The organism is Hyalangium sp. (assembly GCF_045802625.1).
Lineage (GTDB): Bacteria > Myxococcota > Myxococcia > Myxococcales > Myxococcaceae > Hyalangium.
The window spans coordinates 21,084-39,614 of sequence record NZ_JBJMQP010000131.1; the positions used below are offsets into that span (position 1 = coordinate 21,084).

The 18,531-nt window shown below is 66.0% G+C and carries 19 protein-coding genes; 17 read left to right on the forward strand and 2 right to left on the reverse strand.

All coding sequences use genetic code 11. The annotated features are described in order from the left end of the window. Nucleotides 1–170 precede the first annotated feature (170 nt). From ACJ8AT_RS24440 to ACJ8AT_RS24520, 17 genes are all read left to right on the forward strand, one after another. A complete protein-coding gene (locus ACJ8AT_RS24440; protein WP_407740248.1) occupies nucleotides 171–1,535 on the forward strand; it encodes a carbohydrate porin in 1,365 nt (454 codons plus the stop codon). 368 nt (nucleotides 1,536–1,903) lie between these two features. After that, complete coding sequence (locus ACJ8AT_RS24445; RefSeq protein WP_407740249.1) at nucleotides 1,904–3,619, forward strand: 30S ribosomal protein S1; 1,716 nt, start codon at nucleotides 1,904–1,906, stop codon at nucleotides 3,617–3,619. 85 nt (nucleotides 3,620–3,704) lie between these two features. Beyond that, the gene (locus ACJ8AT_RS24450) at nucleotides 3,705–4,457 is read left to right on the forward strand and encodes a VOC family protein (protein ID WP_407740250.1); all 753 of its coding nucleotides are present in this window, start codon (nucleotides 3,705–3,707) and stop codon (nucleotides 4,455–4,457) included. Nucleotides 4,458–4,652: 195 nt separating this feature from the next. After that, nucleotides 4,653–5,834 carry a thiolase family protein gene (locus ACJ8AT_RS24455; RefSeq protein WP_407740251.1) on the forward strand — a complete coding sequence of 394 codons (1,182 nt, stop codon included), beginning with the start codon at nucleotides 4,653–4,655 and terminating at the stop codon, nucleotides 5,832–5,834. Between the two features lie 77 nt (nucleotides 5,835–5,911). Then, nucleotides 5,912–6,610 (forward strand): CoA transferase subunit A, encoded by a 699-nt coding sequence (locus tag ACJ8AT_RS24460; RefSeq protein WP_407740252.1) that lies wholly within the window; start codon nucleotides 5,912–5,914, stop codon nucleotides 6,608–6,610. Between the two features lie 7 nt (nucleotides 6,611–6,617). Continuing rightward, entirely contained in the window at nucleotides 6,618–7,274 is a 657-nt protein-coding gene (locus ACJ8AT_RS24465) for a CoA transferase subunit B (protein ID WP_407740253.1), read from the forward strand. A 58-nt stretch (nucleotides 7,275–7,332) separates the two neighbouring features. Next, nucleotides 7,333–7,710, forward strand: coding sequence for a TIGR02266 family protein (locus ACJ8AT_RS24470; protein WP_407740254.1), 378 nt, complete (start codon nucleotides 7,333–7,335; stop codon nucleotides 7,708–7,710). A 71-nt stretch (nucleotides 7,711–7,781) separates the two neighbouring features. Continuing rightward, the gene (locus ACJ8AT_RS24475) at nucleotides 7,782–9,077 is read left to right on the forward strand and encodes a class I SAM-dependent RNA methyltransferase (RefSeq protein WP_407740255.1); all 1,296 of its coding nucleotides are present in this window, start codon (nucleotides 7,782–7,784) and stop codon (nucleotides 9,075–9,077) included. Nucleotides 9,078–9,087: 10 nt separating this feature from the next. Next, nucleotides 9,088–10,485, forward strand: coding sequence for a VWA domain-containing protein (locus ACJ8AT_RS24480; protein WP_407740256.1), 1,398 nt, complete (start codon nucleotides 9,088–9,090; stop codon nucleotides 10,483–10,485). An 11-nt stretch (nucleotides 10,486–10,496) separates the two neighbouring features. Beyond that, nucleotides 10,497–10,994 (forward strand): hypothetical protein, encoded by a 498-nt coding sequence (locus tag ACJ8AT_RS24485; protein ID WP_407740257.1) that lies wholly within the window; start codon nucleotides 10,497–10,499, stop codon nucleotides 10,992–10,994. 80 nt (nucleotides 10,995–11,074) lie between these two features. Beyond that, entirely contained in the window at nucleotides 11,075–12,022 is a 948-nt protein-coding gene (locus tag ACJ8AT_RS24490) for a hypothetical protein (protein WP_407740258.1), read from the forward strand. Continuing rightward, nucleotides 11,958–12,635 (forward strand): hypothetical protein, encoded by a 678-nt coding sequence (locus tag ACJ8AT_RS24495; protein ID WP_407740259.1) that lies wholly within the window; start codon nucleotides 11,958–11,960, stop codon nucleotides 12,633–12,635. The genes ACJ8AT_RS24490 and ACJ8AT_RS24495 overlap by 65 nt, the downstream gene beginning before the upstream one ends. Before the next feature lie 375 nt (nucleotides 12,636–13,010). Further along, nucleotides 13,011–13,520 (forward strand): hypothetical protein, encoded by a 510-nt coding sequence (locus tag ACJ8AT_RS24500; protein WP_407740260.1) that lies wholly within the window; start codon nucleotides 13,011–13,013, stop codon nucleotides 13,518–13,520. 126 nt (nucleotides 13,521–13,646) lie between these two features. Then, nucleotides 13,647–15,044, forward strand: coding sequence for a tRNA (N6-isopentenyl adenosine(37)-C2)-methylthiotransferase MiaB (miaB, locus tag ACJ8AT_RS24505; RefSeq protein ID WP_407740261.1), 1,398 nt, complete (start codon nucleotides 13,647–13,649; stop codon nucleotides 15,042–15,044). A gap of 74 nt (nucleotides 15,045–15,118) precedes the next feature. Continuing rightward, entirely contained in the window at nucleotides 15,119–15,589 is a 471-nt protein-coding gene (locus ACJ8AT_RS24510; RefSeq protein ID WP_407740262.1) for a cyclic nucleotide-binding domain-containing protein, read from the forward strand. 28 nt (nucleotides 15,590–15,617) lie between these two features. Next, complete coding sequence (locus ACJ8AT_RS24515) at nucleotides 15,618–16,610, forward strand: hypothetical protein (protein WP_407740263.1); 993 nt, start codon at nucleotides 15,618–15,620, stop codon at nucleotides 16,608–16,610. Nucleotides 16,611–16,629: 19 nt separating this feature from the next. Further along, nucleotides 16,630–17,388 carry a DedA family protein gene (locus ACJ8AT_RS24520; protein WP_407740264.1) on the forward strand — a complete coding sequence of 253 codons (759 nt, stop codon included), beginning with the start codon at nucleotides 16,630–16,632 and terminating at the stop codon, nucleotides 17,386–17,388. 7 nt (nucleotides 17,389–17,395) lie between these two features. On the opposite strand, the gene ACJ8AT_RS24525 is transcribed toward ACJ8AT_RS24520, so the two are convergent. Next, nucleotides 17,396–18,145: a hypothetical protein gene (locus ACJ8AT_RS24525; protein WP_407740265.1), complete on the reverse strand. Its 750-nt coding sequence runs from the start codon at nucleotides 18,143–18,145 to the stop codon at nucleotides 17,396–17,398. Continuing rightward, a partial coding sequence (locus ACJ8AT_RS24530; RefSeq protein ID WP_407740266.1) for a DUF692 family multinuclear iron-containing protein occupies nucleotides 18,132–18,531 on the reverse strand: 400 nt, incomplete at its 5' end. The genes ACJ8AT_RS24530 and ACJ8AT_RS24525, both read right to left, overlap by 14 nt.

The following is an 18,531-nucleotide window of genomic DNA, read 5'->3' on the forward strand; positions in this document are numbered from 1 at the left end:
ATCACGTTTTAAACAAGATCAGCAGTCTTGATTGTGTGAACTATCAAGCTCTAAGAGGGGCGCGGCTCGTCAGGCCCTACCGGAGGGAGCCCCTTCTCTCCGGAGTACTCCACACATCCTCAACACCTTGGAGCTGTAAAGTGCTTTCTGCTCGAAGACTGCGTTCCTGTGTGACGTCGCTGCTTGCTGTACTGGTCCTTGTCGCGATTCCCTCCACCGCGCGCGCGGGGCTCGAGGCGGGCCCCTTCGAGTTCGGCATGTACGGCCGCGTCGGCGTCGCCTGGAATCCCCAGAACGGCCGCTTCGTCCACGGCCAGTACATGAACCTGTTGGGCAACTCCCTCGGAGGCCGTCTCGAGGAGGGTGACTATCTCGAGCCCACGCTCAAGCTGAACATCGTCAAGCCCGTGGCGGAGGACAACACCAAGCCCTACTTCCAGGTGGTGCTCACGCCCTCCATGTTCGCCAACAACGGCTCCTTCATCGGAGCGTTCGCGAACAACTTCACCAACCAGCTGCGCATCGAGCTGTTCCAGGCGTACCTGGAGGCCGGCAACCTCGCCCTGCCGGATCTCAAGCTGTGGGTCGGCCAGCGCTTCTACCGCGGCAGCGACGTGCACATCGCGGACTACTACTTCTTCAATCAGCTCAACTCGCAGGGCTTTGGCGCCAAGTACAAGGGCCTGGACGTCGCCGTGCTGCTGAAGACGGGCGGCGGGCAGTACACCTCCACGGTGATCGATGACAACGACGCGACGCCGGATCCCACCATCGAGCGCCAGCGCACGGTGTTCGTCGCCCAGTACGTGCTGCCGGTGATGGAGAAGCACTCGGTGCAGTTCCTCGGCGAGTTCCACCTGCTGCCGGCCAACCGCCCGACGATCGGCGGCGAGGCGGTGGCCCCGAGTGACGTGGGCTACGTGGCGGGCGCGAAGTTCCGCGCGGATCTGGGCAACGGCAGCTTCAACGAGACCTCCGCGCGCTACGGCGGCGGCATCGCCAACGGCGCCTTCGGCGCCTCGTCCACCTGGGACACCCAGGGGCGCCCGGACTCGGACGGCAAGTTCTCCGGCGCCATGGGGCTCGAGTTCGTGGATCACTTCCTCTACAACGTGAGCTCGATGCTCACCGTCAACGCCTACGGCATCTACCAGTACAGCAAGGGCGCCAGCGGTGATGCGGCGGATCACTCCTCGAACTTCGTCGCGGGCGTGCGCAGCTTCCTGTACATCACCGACCACTTCCACCTGATCAACGAGCTGACCTACCAGGCCGTCTTCCTGGGCCACTCGGACACCGTGTCGCTGGCGACGCCCCAGGAGTGGAAGTTCGCCGTCATGCCGGCGCTCGTGCCCTCGGGTGAGCGCTCGGCGTGGGCGCGCCCGCACCTGCGCTTCATCTACACGCTGGCGCACTTCAACGAGGGCGCCCGCGCGGCCTCCACCCTGGGCGTGCTGAGCAACCCGTACTTCCGCAACTTCGGTCCCCGCGAGTGGGGCCACTACGTGGGCGTGCGCTCCGAGTGGTGGTTCTAACCGCTCGAACGGCTCCAGGGCGGGCGGGCCTCCTTCCGGGCCTGCCTGCTTCACCCCCCGGGACATGTTGCGCCCGGGGGTAACGGTTCATAAAACGGAGAGGACCCCCTGAGACGGGCCGGGAAGCGCGTCCGGTCCGACGGGGAGCGGCCCACGGGCACCTCGGGAGCCAGTCTGGCCCCGGGCGTGCCGTTTCGGCCTTTCATCACATGAAACGCGTGCTCGCTTGACTGCCGGAATAACCGGTGGCTAGGGTGCGCGGCTTCACCGTCCCCAGGGTGGGGACACACGAGGCTCCCGTCGCGCCCCGCGGGAGGCCCTCGTGACGAACAGGGGCAGCTGTACCGTTATCCAAGGACTTTCAATTCATGCAGCAGAACGTGAACCAGCAGATCGGACCGGAGGCAGGCGACGAGGATTTTGCCGCGATGTTCGAGGCGTCGCTCAAGGAGCGCGGTGGTGACGGCATCCTCAAGGAGGGTGAGATCGTCAAGGGCACCGTCGTTCAGGTGACGAAGGACTACGCGATCGTCGACATCGGCTACAAGTCCGAGGGCCAGGTTCCGATCTCCGAGTTCACCAGCCCCCGCGGCGAGATCACCGTCAAGGCGGGCGATCCCGTGGAAGTGCTCCTGGAGAGCCGCGAGAACGACACCGGCATGGTCGTCCTCTCCAAGGAGAAGGCCGACAAGATGCGCATCTGGGACGAGATCAGCGCCGCCTGCGAGCGCGATGAGATCGTCAAGGGCACCATCGTGGGCCGCGTCAAGGGAGGCCTGTCCGTCGACATCGGCGTGAAGGCGTTCCTGCCCGGCTCGCAGGTGGACATCCGGCCCGTTCGGAACTTGGACCAGTACATCTCGAAGGAGTTCGAGTTCAAGGTCATCAAGTTCAACAAGAAGCGCGGCAACATCGTCCTCTCCCGCCGCGTGCTGCTGGAGAAGCAGCGCGAGGAGATGAAGAAGGAGACCCTCAAGAACCTCAAGGAGGGTGCGGTCCTCAAGGGCGTGGTCAAGAACCTCACCGACTACGGCGCCTTCATCGACCTGGGCGGCATCGACGGCCTGCTCCACATCACGGACATGTCCTGGGGCCGCATCGGCCACCCGAGCGAGATGTTCAACGTGGGTGACGAGGTCCGCGTCGTCGTCCTCAAGTTCGACCCGACGCAGGAGCGCGTCAGCCTGGGCCTGAAGCAGATCCAGGAGGATCCGTGGCACCGCGCCGACGAGAAGTACCCGGTCGGCACCCGCGTCAAGGGCAAGGTCGTCTCCATCACCGACTACGGCGCCTTCATCGAGATCGAGCAGGGCGTCGAGGGTCTGGTGCACGTGTCCGAGATGTCCTGGACCAAGCGCCTCAAGCACCCGTCCAAGATCCTGGAGGTCGGCCAGGAGGTGGAGGCCGTCGTCCTGGACATCGATCCGAAGGCCAAGCGGATTGCGCTCGGCATGAAGCAGATCGAGCAGAACCCCTGGACGCTGCTGGAGGACAAGTACCCGATCGGCTCCGTCATCAAGGGCCAGATCCGCAACGTCACCGACTTCGGCGTGTTCGTCGGCGTCGAGGAGGGCGTGGACGGCCTGGTGCACGTGTCCGATATCTCGTGGACCCAGCGCATCAAGCACCCGGGCGAGCTCTACAAGAAGGGCGACGAGGTCGAGGCGGTGGTGCTCAACATCGACGTCGAGAACGAGCGCTTCAGCCTGGGCATCAAGCAGCTCTCGCCGGATCCCTGGGAGACGCTGTCCGAGCGCACCCCGGTGGGCAGCCGCGTGAAGGGCAAGGTCACCAAGGTCACCGACTTCGGCGCGTTCGTGGAGATCGAGCCGGGCATCGAGGGTCTGGTGCACGTGTCCGAGCTGCGCGAGGAGCGCGTGGAGAACCCGCGCGACGTGGTCCAGGAGGCTCAGGAGGTCGATGTGAAGATCATCGACATCAACACCCAGGACCGGAAGGTGGCGCTGTCCATCAAGGCGCTCATCGGCGAGGGCTCGGATGATTATCGCGAGTACCTCCGCAAGCAGGCCGAGGGCAGCAAGGCGCGCCTCGGCGACGTGATGGCGAGCAAGCTGAAGAAGTAGGCTCGCTCCTCCTACGGGGGGCACGTAACGGCGGCCGGGTTCCCTCGCGGGGGCCCGGCCGTCTGCTTTTTTCGGGAGGGGAGCGATGGGCACCCAGGGATACACGCATGGCCGCTTCGTCTGGCGCGAGCTGATGACCACGGACGCGGCGAAGGCCCGCGCGTTCTACGGCGCCCTCTTCGGATGGACGTTCGATGAGATCGATACGGGCGTTCGCAGCAAGTACTCGCTCATCCACCACGGCGGGAAGCAGCTCGGCGGGCTCTTCGAGCACCATGGCCCCTCGCAGTGGGTGAGCTACGTGTCCGTGGCCGACGTGGACGCGGTGGCCCGGATGGCGGTGGAGCTCGGCGGCAAGGTGCCTCGGGGCTCAGAGGACATCCCGAACGTCGGCCGCTTCGCGATCGTGCAGGACTTCGCGGGAGCGCTGATCGTCGCGTTCCATGATCTCAAGGGCGATCCCACCCCTGAGCCGGCCAGGCCCGGCGAGTTCTGCTGGGAGACGCTGGGCACGCCCGACGCGGCTCGCGCCAAGGCCTTCTACGGGAAGCTCTTCGGCTGGACGACGATGAAGGGCTGGGGCGGCACCGCGACGATGTTCACCACCGATGACAGCACGCGGGGGCAGATCGCCGAGATCCAGGAGAACAAGGAGTTCAAGCCCGCCTGGCTCCCCCATGTCCGGGTGGAGAAGCTGGTGCCCACGTGCGATCGCGTGAGCGAGCTCGGTGGGCAGGTGCCCGCGCCCCTCTTCGCCGTCCCCGGCGTGGGGCGCATCGCGGTGATCGCCGACCCGACGGGCGGCCACATGTCCATCTTCGAGCCCGCCAGGAAGTGAATGGCGGTTCATGTGGGTATGCCGCCGGGCCGCCCCGTTGTTACCCATTGTCAGCCGAAGTGTTGAGAGCCCAGCGCTGAACTCATGCCTACCGGGGGCTGAGGCGGCTGGGCGCTGGACACGCTTGACCCCCCCGGAAGGGGCGGTGATAAGGGCTCACCTGTTCGTATCCCCGGTTCCCAAGGAGGCAGTTTCATGGCTCGTGAAGTCGTCATCGTGGGCGCGGCCCGTACTCCCATCGGGGCCTTTCAGGGCTCTCTCTCCAAGCTGACGGCGCCGCAGCTGGGCGCCATCGCCATCAAGGCGGCGCTGGAGCGCGCGGGCGTGAAGCCGGAGGCCGTGCAGGAGGTCATCATGGGCCACGTGCTGCAGGCTGGCGTGGGCCAGGCTCCCGCTCGGCAGGCCATGCGCGCCGCCGGCATCCCGGACGTCGTGCCCGCCACCACCTTGAACAAGGTGTGCGGCTCGGGCCTCAAGGCCGTCATCGCCGGCGCCCAGGCCATCGCGCTGGGCGACTATGACGTGGTCGTGGTGGGCGGCATGGAGTCCATGTCCAACGCGCCCTACGTGAGCCACACCATGCGCGGCGGGGCTCGCATGGGCAACGTCGAGTTCAAGGACGCGATGATCCTCGACGGCCTGTGGGATCCCTACGACAACGTCCACATGGGCAGCTGCGCCGAGGAGTGCGCCACCTCGCAGGGCGTGAGCCGCTCGCAGCAGGACGAGTACGCGCTCGAGTCCACCCAGCGCGCCATCAAGGCCCAGAAGGAAGGCAAGTTCACCGCGGAGATCGTCCCGGTGCCCGTGCCCGGCAAGAAGCCCGAGGACACCGTCACGGTCTCCGAGGATGAGGGGCCCAAGAATGCCAGGCCGGAGAAGATCGCCAGCCTCAAGCCCGTGTTCAAGAAGGACGGCACGGTGACGGCGGCCAACGCCTCGTCCATCAACGATGGCGCCGCGGCGCTGGTGCTCATGAGCGAGGAGCGCGCCAAGGCCGAGGGCCGGACGATTCTGGGCCGCATCACCGGCTACGCCCAGGCGGCGCGCAAGCCGGTGGAGTTCACCATCGCCCCGGCCGACGCCATCAACAAGCTGCTGGAGAAGAAGGGCCTGAAGACGGAGGCCGTGGATCTCTGGGAGATCAACGAGGCGTTCGCGGTGGTGTCCATCGCCAACAACCGGCTGCTCAAGCTGGACCCGTCCAAGGTGAACGTGCGCGGCGGCGCCGTGGTGCTCGGGCACCCGATTGGCGCCTCGGGTGCGCGCGTGCTGGTGACGCTGCTGCACGAGATGAAGGATCTGGACAAGAAGCGCGGTGTCGCGTCGCTGTGCATCGGCGGCGGCGAGGGCATCGCGCTGATGGTGGAGCGCTGAGCTTTCTCTCCTGAAAGGGAGAGCGTGGGGGTGGGGGAGCAAGTCCCTCGCCCCCGTTGCATATCGAGGGAGGGCGGATGAACAAGATCTACGCGAGCGCGGCTGAGGCGGTCGCCGACATCCCGGATGGAGCCACGCTGATGAGCGGCGGCTTCGGGCTGTGCGGCAACCCGGAGAACCTGATCGAGGCCCTTCACCAGAAGGGAGTGAAGAACCTCACCATCATCTCCAACAACTGCGGCACCACCGAGCAGGGGCTCGGGATCCTGCTGGCCAACAAGCAGGTGAAGAAGATGGTGTCCAGCTACGTGGGCGAGAACAAGAACTTCGAGCAGCAGTACCTCTCGGGCGAGCTGGAGGTGGAGCTCAACCCGCAGGGCACGCTGGCCGAGCGCATCCGCGCGGGCGGCTGCGGCATTGGCGGCTTCTTCACCCCCACCGGCGCGGGCACCCTGCTCACCGAGGGCAAGGAGACGCGGATGATCGACGGGCGCCTGCACGTGCTGGAGGCCCCGCTCAAGGCGGACTTCGCCATCATCCACGCCTGGAAGGCGGACAAGTGGGGCAACCTGGTGTTCCACAAGACGGCGCGCAACTTCTCGCCGATGATGTGCATGGCGGCCGAGGTGACCATCGTCGAGGCCGAACACATTGTCGAGCCGGGCGAGATCGACGGGGACGCCGTCCACATCCCCAGCATCTTCGTGCACCGCATCGTCCAGGCCAAAAACCTCAAGAAGCCGATTGAGCGGCGCACCGTCCGCAAGCAGGCGTGAGGACTCCATGCCCCTGACACGTGAACAGATCGCGCAGCGCATCGCCCAGGAGCTGAAGGACGGCTTCTACGTCAACCTGGGTATCGGCATCCCCACCCTGGTGGCCAACTATGTCCCGCCCGGAGTCGACATCGTGCTCCAGTCGGAGAACGGGCTGCTGGGCATCGGCCCCTGGCCCATGGAGGGCCAGGAGGATCCGGATCTCATCAACGCCGGCAAGGAGACGGTGACGGCGCTCAAGGGCGCGGCCTTCTTCGACTCGGCGCTGTCCTTCGGGATGATCCGCGGCGGCCACATCGACATGGCGGTGCTGGGCGCCATGGAGGTCAGCGAGCAGGGCGACCTGGCCAACTGGATGATCCCCAAGAAGATGGTGAAGGGGCCGGGCGGCGCCATGGATCTGGCCGTGGGCGCCAAGCGCATCTACGTGGCCATGGAGCACGTCAACAACAAGGGCGAGCCGAAGATCCTCAAGAAGTGCGCCCTGCCGATTACAGGCCTTAAGTGCGTGCACCACATCGTCTCGGACCACGCCTTCCTCGACGTGACGCCCGAGGGGCTCGTCCTGCGCGAGATTGCTCCCGGAGTCACGGTGGAGCAGGTGCAGCGCATGACCGAGCCCAGGCTCAAGGTGGCCCCGGACGTGCGAGAGATGAAGTTCTGAAGGTTGACGCTCCGCCGCTCCGCTGCGAGCATTCGTCCCGTCCCGCAGCGGAGCGCCCATGGCCGACCACTCTCAGAAGCCCAACCTCGGGCCTCGCGCCCCTCGGCTCGAGTACGAGCTGCCCGTGGCCTACCGGACTGTCACGGGCTTCGTCACCGACTGGGCCACCAACATCTCCCGGGGGGGGCTCTTCATCAACACGCCGAAGCCCCTGCCGGTCGGCACGCACGTGAAGATCATCGTCTCGTTGCCGGGCACGGAGTTCCCCTTCGATGTGACCGGGCGCGTCATTCGCGTCAACGAGGCCCATCAGTCCCCGAACCAGGTGCCCGGGATGGGCATCGAGTTCGTGGACATGGATGACACCAAGCGAGGCCGCATCGAGGAGTTCGTGACACGCCTGCGCGAGGCGCTCCCTCCGGACGAGCGGGACTGAGGCTCAGGGCTCAGGCCACCGCGTAGGTGGCGACGTTTGGGACGGAATCACGGCTGCGCTGCGTTAGGGTGATGTTGCCCGTGCAGACCTTCCCGGAAACTCCCATCGAGCTGACCATCGAGCGCCTCGGGCAGCGGGGCGAGGGTGTGGCCTCCTGGCAGGGGCGCACCGTCTTCGTTCCAGGGGCGTTCCCGGGCGACCTCGTGCGCGTCCAGCTGGAGCAACAGGGGAAGGTCATCAGAGGTCTGCTGCGCGAGGTGGTGACGCCAGGCAAGGACCGGCGCCCCTCTCCGTGCGCCCGGAGCGCCGAGTGCGGCGGGTGCGACTGGTTGGAGCTGGCCGAGCCCGCCCAGCGTGCCGCGAAGCAGGAGATCGTCCTCTCCACCCTGGAGCACCTGGGCCGCCTGCCGAGGGACCGCTTCACCGTGCGCCCGCTGCTCGTGGCGCCGAAGGACTTCGGATACCGGCGGCGCGCGGTGCTGCACTTCGCCAAGGGCGCGCTGGCTTTCTTCGGGCGGCGGAGCCACGAGAAAGTGCCTGTATCCGAGTGCGGCGCGCTCACGCCGGTGCTCGCTACGCTCCCCGGGAAGCTGGCGCCGCTGCTCAAGCCCTTGTCCAAGGACGCGGAGGAGGTGCACCTGCTGGCCGAGGGCAGCAAGGCGGCGTTCGCGGTGATGCTGACGGGGCCGGTGACGGCTCGGCACGTGGAGGCCACCGAGGCCGCGGTGCGCGCGCTGCGGCTCGAGGGCGCCGTGCTGGTGCCGAAGGAGGGCTCTCCGAGGCTCGTCGGCAAGCCCGCGCTGCGCTCGCTGTCTCCGCTGCGGCCCGAGGTGCCGCTGTACCTGCGGCCGGACTCCTTCGCCCAGGCGCACGCCGAGGCCAACGTGGGCCTCGTCACGGCCGCGCTCTATGAGCTAGCCCCGCGCGAGACAGACTCGGTGCTGGAGCTGTACTCGGGCAACGGCAACTTCACCTTTCCGCTGGCGGCCACGGCGGGCTCGGTGCTGGGCGTGGAGTCCTCTCCCGTGGGCGTGGAGCTGGCCCAGCGCAGCGCCCGGGAGGGCGGGGTGGCCAACGTGCGCTTCATCCAGGGAGATGCTCGCAAGGTCTGTGAGGGCCTGCTGGGCGAGGGGAAGCGGTTCGAGCTCTGCCTGGCCGATCCGCCTCGCACGGGGGCTCCGGGACTCGCACGCCAGGTATCAGCCCTGGGGGTGAAGAGAGTCGTGTATGTGGCATGCGATCCGGCGTCACTCGCTCGGGACGCGGCGGGGTTGGTGGAGGAGGGTTACAAGCCCCTGGCGCTCCAGGTGGTGGACATGTTCCCGCAGACCCACCACGTGGAAGCCGTGATGTCGTTCGAGCGCTGAAGGAGGCCCCGTGGACGCCCGCATCGTCGAGTTCGCCGAGGTGCTTCGCCAGAACGGCGTGCGCGTGAGCACCTCCGAGGTGCAGGACGCCCTGCGCGCCGCCTCCGAGGTGGGCCTGAAGGAGCGCACCGTCTTCCGCTCCGTGCTGCGCACCACCCTCATCAAGCGCGAGCTGGACGTGGACGTGTTCAACCGCGCGTTCGACTTCTACTTCTCGGGCGCGGCGCGGACGTTCGAGGCCATCGACAAGTCGCTCGCGAAGCAGATCGAGGAGGACGGCTATCTCCAGGGCGACGAGCTGAAGATGGTGCTGTACCAGATGAACCTGCTCTTCCCCGAGATGTCCCCGCTGGCCAAGGCGATTGTCGAGGGAGACCGGGCGCGGCTGGCGCAGATCTTCCGGTCCGCCATGCTCCAGCTCGATCTGTCCCAGATGGAGACGGGGCTCCAGGCGGGGTTCTTCTCCCGGCGGCTGCTCGCGGGTGCGGGCGCGGAGCGGGCGCGCTCGGACCTGAAGTCCCTGGAGGCCGAGCTGGCCGCGCGGGGCCTGTCCACCGAGGGCGTGGAGATCGTCTCCCGGTACGTCGCGGACGCGATGCGCAAGATCGAGGACGCGGCCCGGCAGGAGGTGAAGCGGCAGGCCGAGGCGCGGATCCGCCGGCGCACGGACTCGGTGACGGAGAAGCCGCTGCACCTGCTCACCCAGGCCGAGGTGGATCAGATGCAGTCCGCCGTGCGCACCCTGGCCGAGAAGCTCAAGAGCCGGCTCATCCGCAAGCAGCGCTCGCACCGGCGCGGGGCGCTCCACGTGCGCCGCACGCTGCGCCGCAACCTGCCGTGGGGTGGGGTGCCCATGGTGCCCCAGTTCCGCAGGCGCCGCCCCGAGCGTCCCGAGGTGGTCGTCCTCTGCGATGTCTCGGACTCGGTGCGCAACGCGGCTCGGATGATGCTGCTGTTCACGTACACACTGCAGGAGCTGTTCGTGCGTGTGCGCTCGTTCGTCTTCGTCTCGGACGTGGGCGAGGTGACGCAGTACTTCAAGGACCTGGATGTGGATCAGGCCATCGATCTGGCCACCGCGGGCAAGGCCGTGTCGCTGAGCGCCAACTCGAACTATGGCCGGGCGCTGGCGGAGTTCGTGCGGGATCACCTGGGCAGCATCACCCGGCGCACCACGGTGATGATCATTGGGGACGGCCGTAACAACTACAACCCGAACAACGTCTGGGCGCTGAAGGATCTGCAGCGCAAGGCCAAGCGCGTGCTGTGGATCTGCCCCGAGGACCGGGGCAACTGGGGCATCGGCGACAGCGAGATGCTCACCTACGAGAAGCACTGCCACCAAGCCGTGGTGGTCAACTCGGTGAATGATCTGGCCCGGATTGCCGACCAGCTCGTTCCCGCTTGATGGAGACCTTTATGCCTTCCTTCTTCGACAACTGGAAAGCCTCCGCCGACCCGGGCGTCCAGGCCGCCGATGACCGGACCCTGCGGCTCGCCGCGCATCCGCTCACCGAGCAGGATCTCGCTGCGCTGATCCACTACCAGGAGACCTTCCTGGCAATCGCCGAGCCCACTCCCGGGGCCGAGGCGCTGGCTCGGGCCCACTCGGAGGCGCTGAAGGTCTCGGGCTTGGCTGATTCCCGGCACGTGGAGCAGGGCAACGCGCTCTTGAGGAGCTTCTTCGGCCAGCGCTGGGCCGTGGGCAAGCTCCGGGACAAGCTGAAGCAGCTCGAGTCTCGCGGCCCCGAGGCGGACGAGCTGCGCGGGAAGATCCGCAACGAGCTGGCTCGGCTGGAGCGCACTGACTCCTTCGTCCGGCGCTACGGAGAGGAGTCGATCTCGCTCCTCTTGAAGCACGAGGAGAAGCTGCTCGGGCTTCACAGCCGCATGACGCGTGTGCTCAGCCGGGGATGAGCAGCCGATGACTAGTTGACACCTGACCTTGAGAGTTATGCGTCTGCAGCACTTCTCAACTGCTGCTCTAGGAGCCAGAAATGCCCCGTCAAGTCATTGAATATAGATGCTTGATCATCTCCCCCGGAGACATGAACGCAGCTCGTGGTGCTGTGCGTTCGGCTATCACGGATTGGAATGCCCATTTCGGCGTGCCGAAAGGTATCCGCCTTGAGGCTGTTGGCTGGGACTCTCATGCGCATCCGGAAACAGGGGGAGAGCCACAAGCATTGATTAATAAGCAGATCGTGGATGACTGCGACTTTGGAGTTGCACTTTTCGGCGCTCGCCTAGGATCGCCAACGTCGGCTGCTGCGTCTGGCTCAGCCGAGGAAATCGACAAACTTGCCGCGCGTGGTGCTCCAGTGCTTATCTACACGAGTACCGAACGTATGGAGTTAACGAATATTGACGTTGCTCAGTTGGGGGCACTTCGGGGCTTTCTTGATCAAATGAAAAAGAAAGCACTGATCGGCAGCTTTGGCAGCCCCGAAGACTTACGGCGGCTCGTCAGCATGCATCTTACGACGGTGGTCGAGAGGATCTTAGCTCAAGCAGCACCAGTACCGATGGCCGCATCAAATGTGCTTGCTCCGGACATTCGCGTCAGCGTGAGCGCAGGGATGCCAATAGGTCCAGTTGATCCACGTCTTAAAGCCATACCCAACATAAAAGTAGAGAACCACTCGACCTCACAATTCTTCTTCAAGCACTACCACTACGAACTCGATTCTGGGGAAATCTTGACGCCTGTAGCTGATGCGCTGACCGGAGAACCCGTTGCGGCGAAGTCAATTGCTCCTGGTGATAGCGTCGATTACAGTATGAGCGCACAGGTCGCGATAGACCGAGCCAAAGACAGGAGAATCAAGCGAGCGGTTGTTGTCGATAAGATCGGACGGCGGTTTTTCTCTTCAGAAGAGGATGTTCGACTTGCTCTTGCCAACGCAAGAACAATCATTGACTCACAAACCAAAAGAAGTAAATGAGTGTTCAGCAGTGTTCTTCATGAAAATGAGAAATATTCATCTCGCACTTGCTGCCGCTCTCGCTGGATGTCTGCGAAACCCTTCTGTTCCTCCTGTCCCGGTGGGGGATGATCGGACGATCGCGTTTCCTCAGTTCTTTGAGCGGGCTGCGGACGCAGTGGGTGCGGAAGGCAACTTGTATGAATTGGATGGCATGATGCTCCGAGCCATCATGATTGCCGCCAATGACTTCTTGCCCCCAGGGGGTAGGGAGATGGATTGCCCGAACAGGCAGGAGGCCCAATTGTACCGGGTCATTCGTCAGGGCGATATCGTTTTCGTCTACATTCACGAGGATGAAGCGTATTGCCGCTCTTCACAGCTCGCGCTGGATTCGGGCGTGAAGTACGCAATCAGCGCCGACGGTCGGATCCTTCGGCGGGTGCTGGATGGTCAGCCCGAAGGATCCTCGGATTTTAAGGCAGGAGACGGCGGCCCCCAGAGAGTTCTATCCAGGCCAGGAGTGACTCCTGCCTACGATTCAATCTGGAACAAGCCGTCAGGTTCTGAGCTTTCAGAATCGCGGGACGGTGGCGTGGGCATATTGGAACATCGAGCGTCACCTTCACAATGATCTCCTCTATTGACGCGAACAGATGGCGTCTGGTTGTACTGCTCCACACCCTGCTTCTCGCGGGCTGTGCGACTCCATGCGAGACCAGCTACGACTGCTGCCTCACACGTAATCCTGCGACACCGGAAGTGTGCGGTGCCCCGCCAAGACCTCGCCCGTTGAGCCCTGAGGCCCCCGTCATTCCTGACACCCATTCAACGCCGGACACGACCACGGCACCTGACTCCGAGACGAAAGAGCTTTGCGGTTCCTACCTTGAGAAGTGCAACAAGTCCTGGATCAGCAGGATACCTGGTAGTTCGGAAGGGGAGAGCCAGTGCGCCAGTTGCTACTGGAAGTGCCGCGGATTGGGTTACTGGCCTGTGAGGACCGACGATGGCAAAGCGTGCCTCCCATTCTGATAACAACTCGGCCCTCCATCTTGAGCGTGAGGCCTCTCAGGGACAGGCTAGAGGCGAACTGATCGCGAGGCTGAGGGACCAGCCGTTCTCGATCCTCGAACGAGAGATGCTGAGCCTGCAGAAGCGTTTGATCACCATGAGTCCCTCTATGCTGGATCGCGATGAACTCCGCAGGCGCATTGCCGAAGACATCTACTTCGAAGCCGTCCATCGTCTCTGCCCCTGGAAGGAGTTCAGCAGGGCGCTTCGACGACTCGAGCGCCTCGGCTTTGGGGATGTGGAGAGGCGGGCTTTTGTCGCGGGTCACTTCGTGATGTGGGCCAGCAAGAGCCAGGTTTGCATCGACGAGGCCTGGAAGATGCTCGACGATGCTGAACGACGCGCCCAGGCTCTGCCCCGGGACAGTCTGCAGCGGGAGAACATCTCCCGATTCATCGCCCGCGTCCGGGCAGAGCATGGGGAGTCGGGAGCCCCGGTGTTGTAGGACGGAAGAGCAGGAGCGAGGGGCAGGGGAGCGGGGGAGCGAGGGGCTGCTGCAATTGCCCTCCTCCCGGGTTGCATTCCGGCGCCCGGCGTCGCATAAGAATCCGTTTTTCAACGGGAAAAGCTCATGAAGCGCTACTTCATCCACACCTTCGGCTGCCAGATGAACGTCAACGACTCGCTCCGCATGAGCGAGGTGCTGGCGAAGCTCTCGTACACGCCGACGCCCACCCCGGATGACGCCGACCTCATCATCCTCAACACCTGCGCCATCCGCGAGAAGGCCGAGGACAAGATGCTGTCCGCGCTCGGGCGCTACAAGCCCGTGAAGCTCAGCCGCGGCGCCCTCATCGGCGTGGGCGGCTGCGTCGCCCAGCAGGAGAAGGACCGCCTCATCAAGAAGGTCCCCTACGTGGACTTCGTCTTCGGCCCCGACAACATCGCCAAGCTGCCCGAGATCATCTCCCGCGTGGAGCAGGAGCGCGAGCGCGTCGTCGAGACCGCCTTCGTCGACTCCGAGGAGTACGTCTTCCCCCGCGCCAACGCTGAGACCTCGCGCGGCAAGATCACCGAGTTCGTCACCGTGATGAAGGGCTGCGACAACGTCTGCTCCTTCTGCGTGGTGCCCCACACCCGCGGCCGCGAGGTCAGCCGCGCCTTCCCGGACGTGCTCACCGAGGTCGCTGACCTGGCTCGCGTGGGCGTGCGTGAAGTCACCCTGATTGGCCAGAACGTCAACTCGTACAAGGGCGGGATCAGCTTCGCCCAGCTCCTGCTGCGCACCGTGGAGGTCCCTGGCATCGAGCGCGTGCGCTTCACCACCAGCCACCCGCACGATCTCTCCGACGAGCTGATTGACGCCTTCCGCACCCAGCCGAAGATCGCTCCCCACTTCCACCTGCCCGTGCAGAGCGGCGCCGACCGCATCCTCAAGATGATGCGCCGCGACTACACCGTGGAGCAGTACCTGGAGCGGCTCGAGAAGCTGCGCGCCGCCCGCCCCGGCATCGCCGTCACCACCGACATCATCGTGGGCTTCCCCGGCGAGACCGACGAGGAGTTCGAGCTCACCATGAAGCTCACCGAGCAGGTGCGCTACGAGAACCAGTTCTCGTTCATCTACAGCCCTCGCCCCAAGACGGGCGCCGCCCTGCGCGAGAAGGACTGGGGCTCCGTGCCCCACGAGGTGAAGATCGCCCGGCTGGAGCGCCTGCAGAAGCTCCAGCGGAAGATCTGCGGCGAGATCACCGCCGCCCAGGTGGGCCTCGAGGTGGAGGTGCTCGTGGAGGGCCACTCCAAGTACGACGCCGCCAAGCGCTTCGGCCGCACCCCCGAGAACCGCACCGTCAACTTCGACGGAGACGCTCCGGCCGGAGCCCTGGTGAAGGTCCTCGTCGAGCGCGCCACCCCCAACCAGCTCATGGGCCGGCAGACGGTGGTGGTCATGGCTCCTACCGTCATGCCCCCTCCGGCCGAGGCCCTGGCGGGGGTCCAACCAGACCGGTTTCCTCTCGTGGAGGCGTAAGGAGGCGGGCATTTGGCCCCTTGCAACCGATCCAAAACTGACGAGGCGCAGGAGGACGTGGTAGGAGCACACCCATGGCCATCGTGCCCGAGACAGTGCTGAAGGCGTGCCCCATCTTCAAGGGGTTCACCGACACTGGCATCGCCATCTTCGTTGGCATCGCCGTCCCGCGAGCCTTCCCCAAGGGCACCCAGCTCTTCGCCGAGGGCAAGAAGGGCGAGTCGCTCCTCATCGTCGGTGATGGCACGGTGCGGCTCAGCGCGAAGAACCAGGCCGGCGAGGAGATCTCTCTCGGAGACGTCACCGCCGGCGAGCCGCTGGGCGAGCTGGCCCTGGTGCAGATCGGCGAGCGGCTGTGCACCGCCACCGCCATGAACGATGTCTCTGCCCTGGAGATCCGCCACGCGGACTTCCAGAAGCTGCTGATCCAGAAGCCCCAGGCCTGCGTGAAGCTGCTGATGGGCATCGTCACGTACTTCGGCCAGAAGGCGCGCGACAACCGCGAGATGCTCCGCACGCTCGTTGGAAAGGCCCCTGCCGCCTGAGCCTGCCGTGCTAGCTTGGCCGCCGCTCATGCGTGCGTGCGCTCCAGTGCTGGCGGTGCTCGTGGCCCTCGCGGCCCCGCTGGCGCGCGCCGAGCCGGACTGGTTCGCCAGCGTCTATACCCCCGGCGGCATCGAGGTCCGCGCCGACGCCCGCGTCTTCACGCTCTTCGCCCTCTTCAATCGCGCCGGCTACGACGCGGGCCCGCTGCGGCGCGAGTACCCCGTGCCCGCCTATCGCTACTCGCCCGCCCGCGTGCATGTGCGCGAGGCCCTGGCCGGCGCCGATGCCTCCGTGCTCCAGCGCGCCCAGGCCTTCTTTGACGCCCACCCGCTGCCCCTGGAGCGCTACCTGGCGCTCACCGTCCGCATGGAGGATGAGCCCGAGCTCCCCGCCGAGCTCCGCGAGCTGGAGGGGCTCGAGGCCCTGCTCGATCGTGTCGACGAGAAGTGGCCCGTGCCGGTCCTCAGGACCGAGACATTTGAGGAGTACCGGGGAGCGATGCGCTCCTACCTTGCCGTTCTGGATGGGCCGCTCCACCGTGCCCAGCAGATCCTCCGAGTGCCGGAAAGCGGGCCAGGTGTCCGGGTGGTGGTTAATCTGCTCGGCGAGGAAGGGTGGGTGCGAGCCTTTCGCACGGGGACGGGGGTGGCGCTCGTGGTAGGTCCAGCGAAGTCCCCAGACATGGAGCGGCTGGTGTGGGAATATGCCCGACTGCTGCTGCCCCAAAGAGTGGGCGAGCAGGCGCAGGCCCGGTGGGCGGCGGGGCCGGCCCTCTTGAAGGAGGCGCAGGGGCTGGGCGCGCGGGAGGCGACGGTGGGAGAGTACGCTGTGGCGCTGGTGAGCCGGGCGCTGGCGCTGGCAGCCCTGGAGGCTCCGGACTCGGCCTATGAGGCGGCCAGTCGGCAGGGCTATTTCGGGCTCAAGGCGCTGGCGGGGAGTTTTGCGGATTCGCGCCCGGTTGATGCGTGGGTGCTGGAGGGGCTGGCTCGGGTAGGTAGCGGGCATCCGTCCCGGAAGTGAACGAGAGGCAAGGACAAGCGTGGAAGCGTTACTCACCAACCTGCTGAGCAACACCCAAGGCGTCTTTGCGTACGCGACGGTCTTCTGTGTCCTGGTGGCCTGCGGGCTCGGCATTCCGCTGCCCGAGGACATCTCGCTCATCCTCGGCGGCTTCCTGGCGCACAAGGGCGCCGCGAGCCTGCCGGTGATGATGGGCGTGGGCTTTCTGGGCATCCTCGCGGGCGACAGCCTGATCTTCAACTTCGGCCGGAAGCTGGGCTCGAACGTGGGCCGCAAGCAGGGCGGCTTCTTCGCGCGCATCATCACTCCGGAGAAGCGCGCCAAGGTCGAGGGCCTCTTCGAGAAGCACGGGCAGAAGATCGTGATGATCGCCCGCTTCATGCCGGGCGTGCGCGCGGTGACGTACTTCACGGCCGGCTCGGTGGGCATGCCCTACTGGCGCTTCATCCTCTGGGACGGGCTGGCCGCGCTGCTGTCCGCGCCGCTGTTCGTCTTCCTGGGCTTCCACTTCGGCAGCGAGCTGGACTACCTGGTCGTCCAGATCAAGAAGAGCCAGACGGCGGTGCTGATCGGCCTGGCCGTCGTCGCCACGGTGTGGTTCCTGTGGCAGCGGCGCAAGGCGGCGGCGGCGAAGGTCTCGGCGGAGCAGGCCGTGGAGCCCGTCGTGGTGCCTGTCATCCCGCAGGATGGCGGCAAGTCGAGCTCCCGCTCCACGCCGTTCCTGGACGCCGCGGAGAATCAGATCGCCGCGGGCCGCGCCTCCGAGCTGCAGAAGTAGCCAGGCCTCAAGCCTGCCGCACGATCAATGCGCCCGCGGCCAGCAGGGCGCTGAGCACCTCGGGGCTCACGTCCGGCAGTGCCGTCAGCGCACCGGCTGTGGCTGAGGGAGCGCACGCGGCGAAGGCTCGGGCTTCCTCGGAAGTGGCCGGGCGCCACATCCGGGGTAGTCCCGGCGCGACGAGCACCGGGTGGGGTTCGGCGGGCTCCTGAGGCAGCGGCGATCCCGTCAGCAAGGCACCGAGGAGCGCCTCGGGAGAGGCATCGAACGTGACAAGCGTGGCCGCCGGGTGCGGCGCCAGTACGTCCTCGGAAGAGAGCACCTGGGGCGAAGAGGGCGCGCTCGACGCTTCACGCCTGAGGGCCCAGAGCGCCTGCTCGAACTCCGCCACGGCTCGAACGTGGGGCAGGGCCGTGGTGCGGATGACGTACTCCAGGAACGACAGCCCCTCGGAGACGAAGAAGAGGGTGGTGCACGGAGTCGCTCGCAGGTAGGTCCGGAGCACCTCCTCCCGAGACTCTCGGAGCGCGGCGAGCGTGAACCGCGCCGAGCGCATGACCCGCGTATGCCGCCACCAGCGGGGCACGTAGGCGGTCAGCTCGAAGCCTGGCGTGCCGGCCACGCGGCGCAGCCAGGCGCGGTCCTTCTCCTCCAGTTCCAGCCCGTCGAGCGTCTCCAACACAGGCGGGAGATCGCGACCCGAGGCCCGCGCCTCCACCAATTGCCCGAGGGCATTCTGCCAATCACGCAGCGCCACGGCTCGGGGTCTCCTGGCTCGTCCGAGGGTGCTTGTCCCAGATGGCGCGAGCCCGCTCGAGCTGGCGGCCCACCTCGTCCGGGCCCAGCCGGGTCTCCTCGAGCAGCTCGTAGCTGATGCCCGCAAGGTTGGGAGCGCGTGGCACCAGCCACTCCAGCAGCTCCCAGACGGGCTCGGGCACGATCTCGCTGTGCACGTCCATCAGGAAGCCATCGTGCGTGCCACCGCCCGCCACGTGCACCTGAATCACCCGATCCAGCCGCAGCCGGCCGAGCGCCTCGAGCGCGTCGAAGCCCAGGTTCCGGGCGTTGCAGTGGAAGTTGTACAGATCGAACAAGAGCCCGCAGCCCGAGCGCTCCGTGAGCTCGTTGAGGAAGGCGATCTCA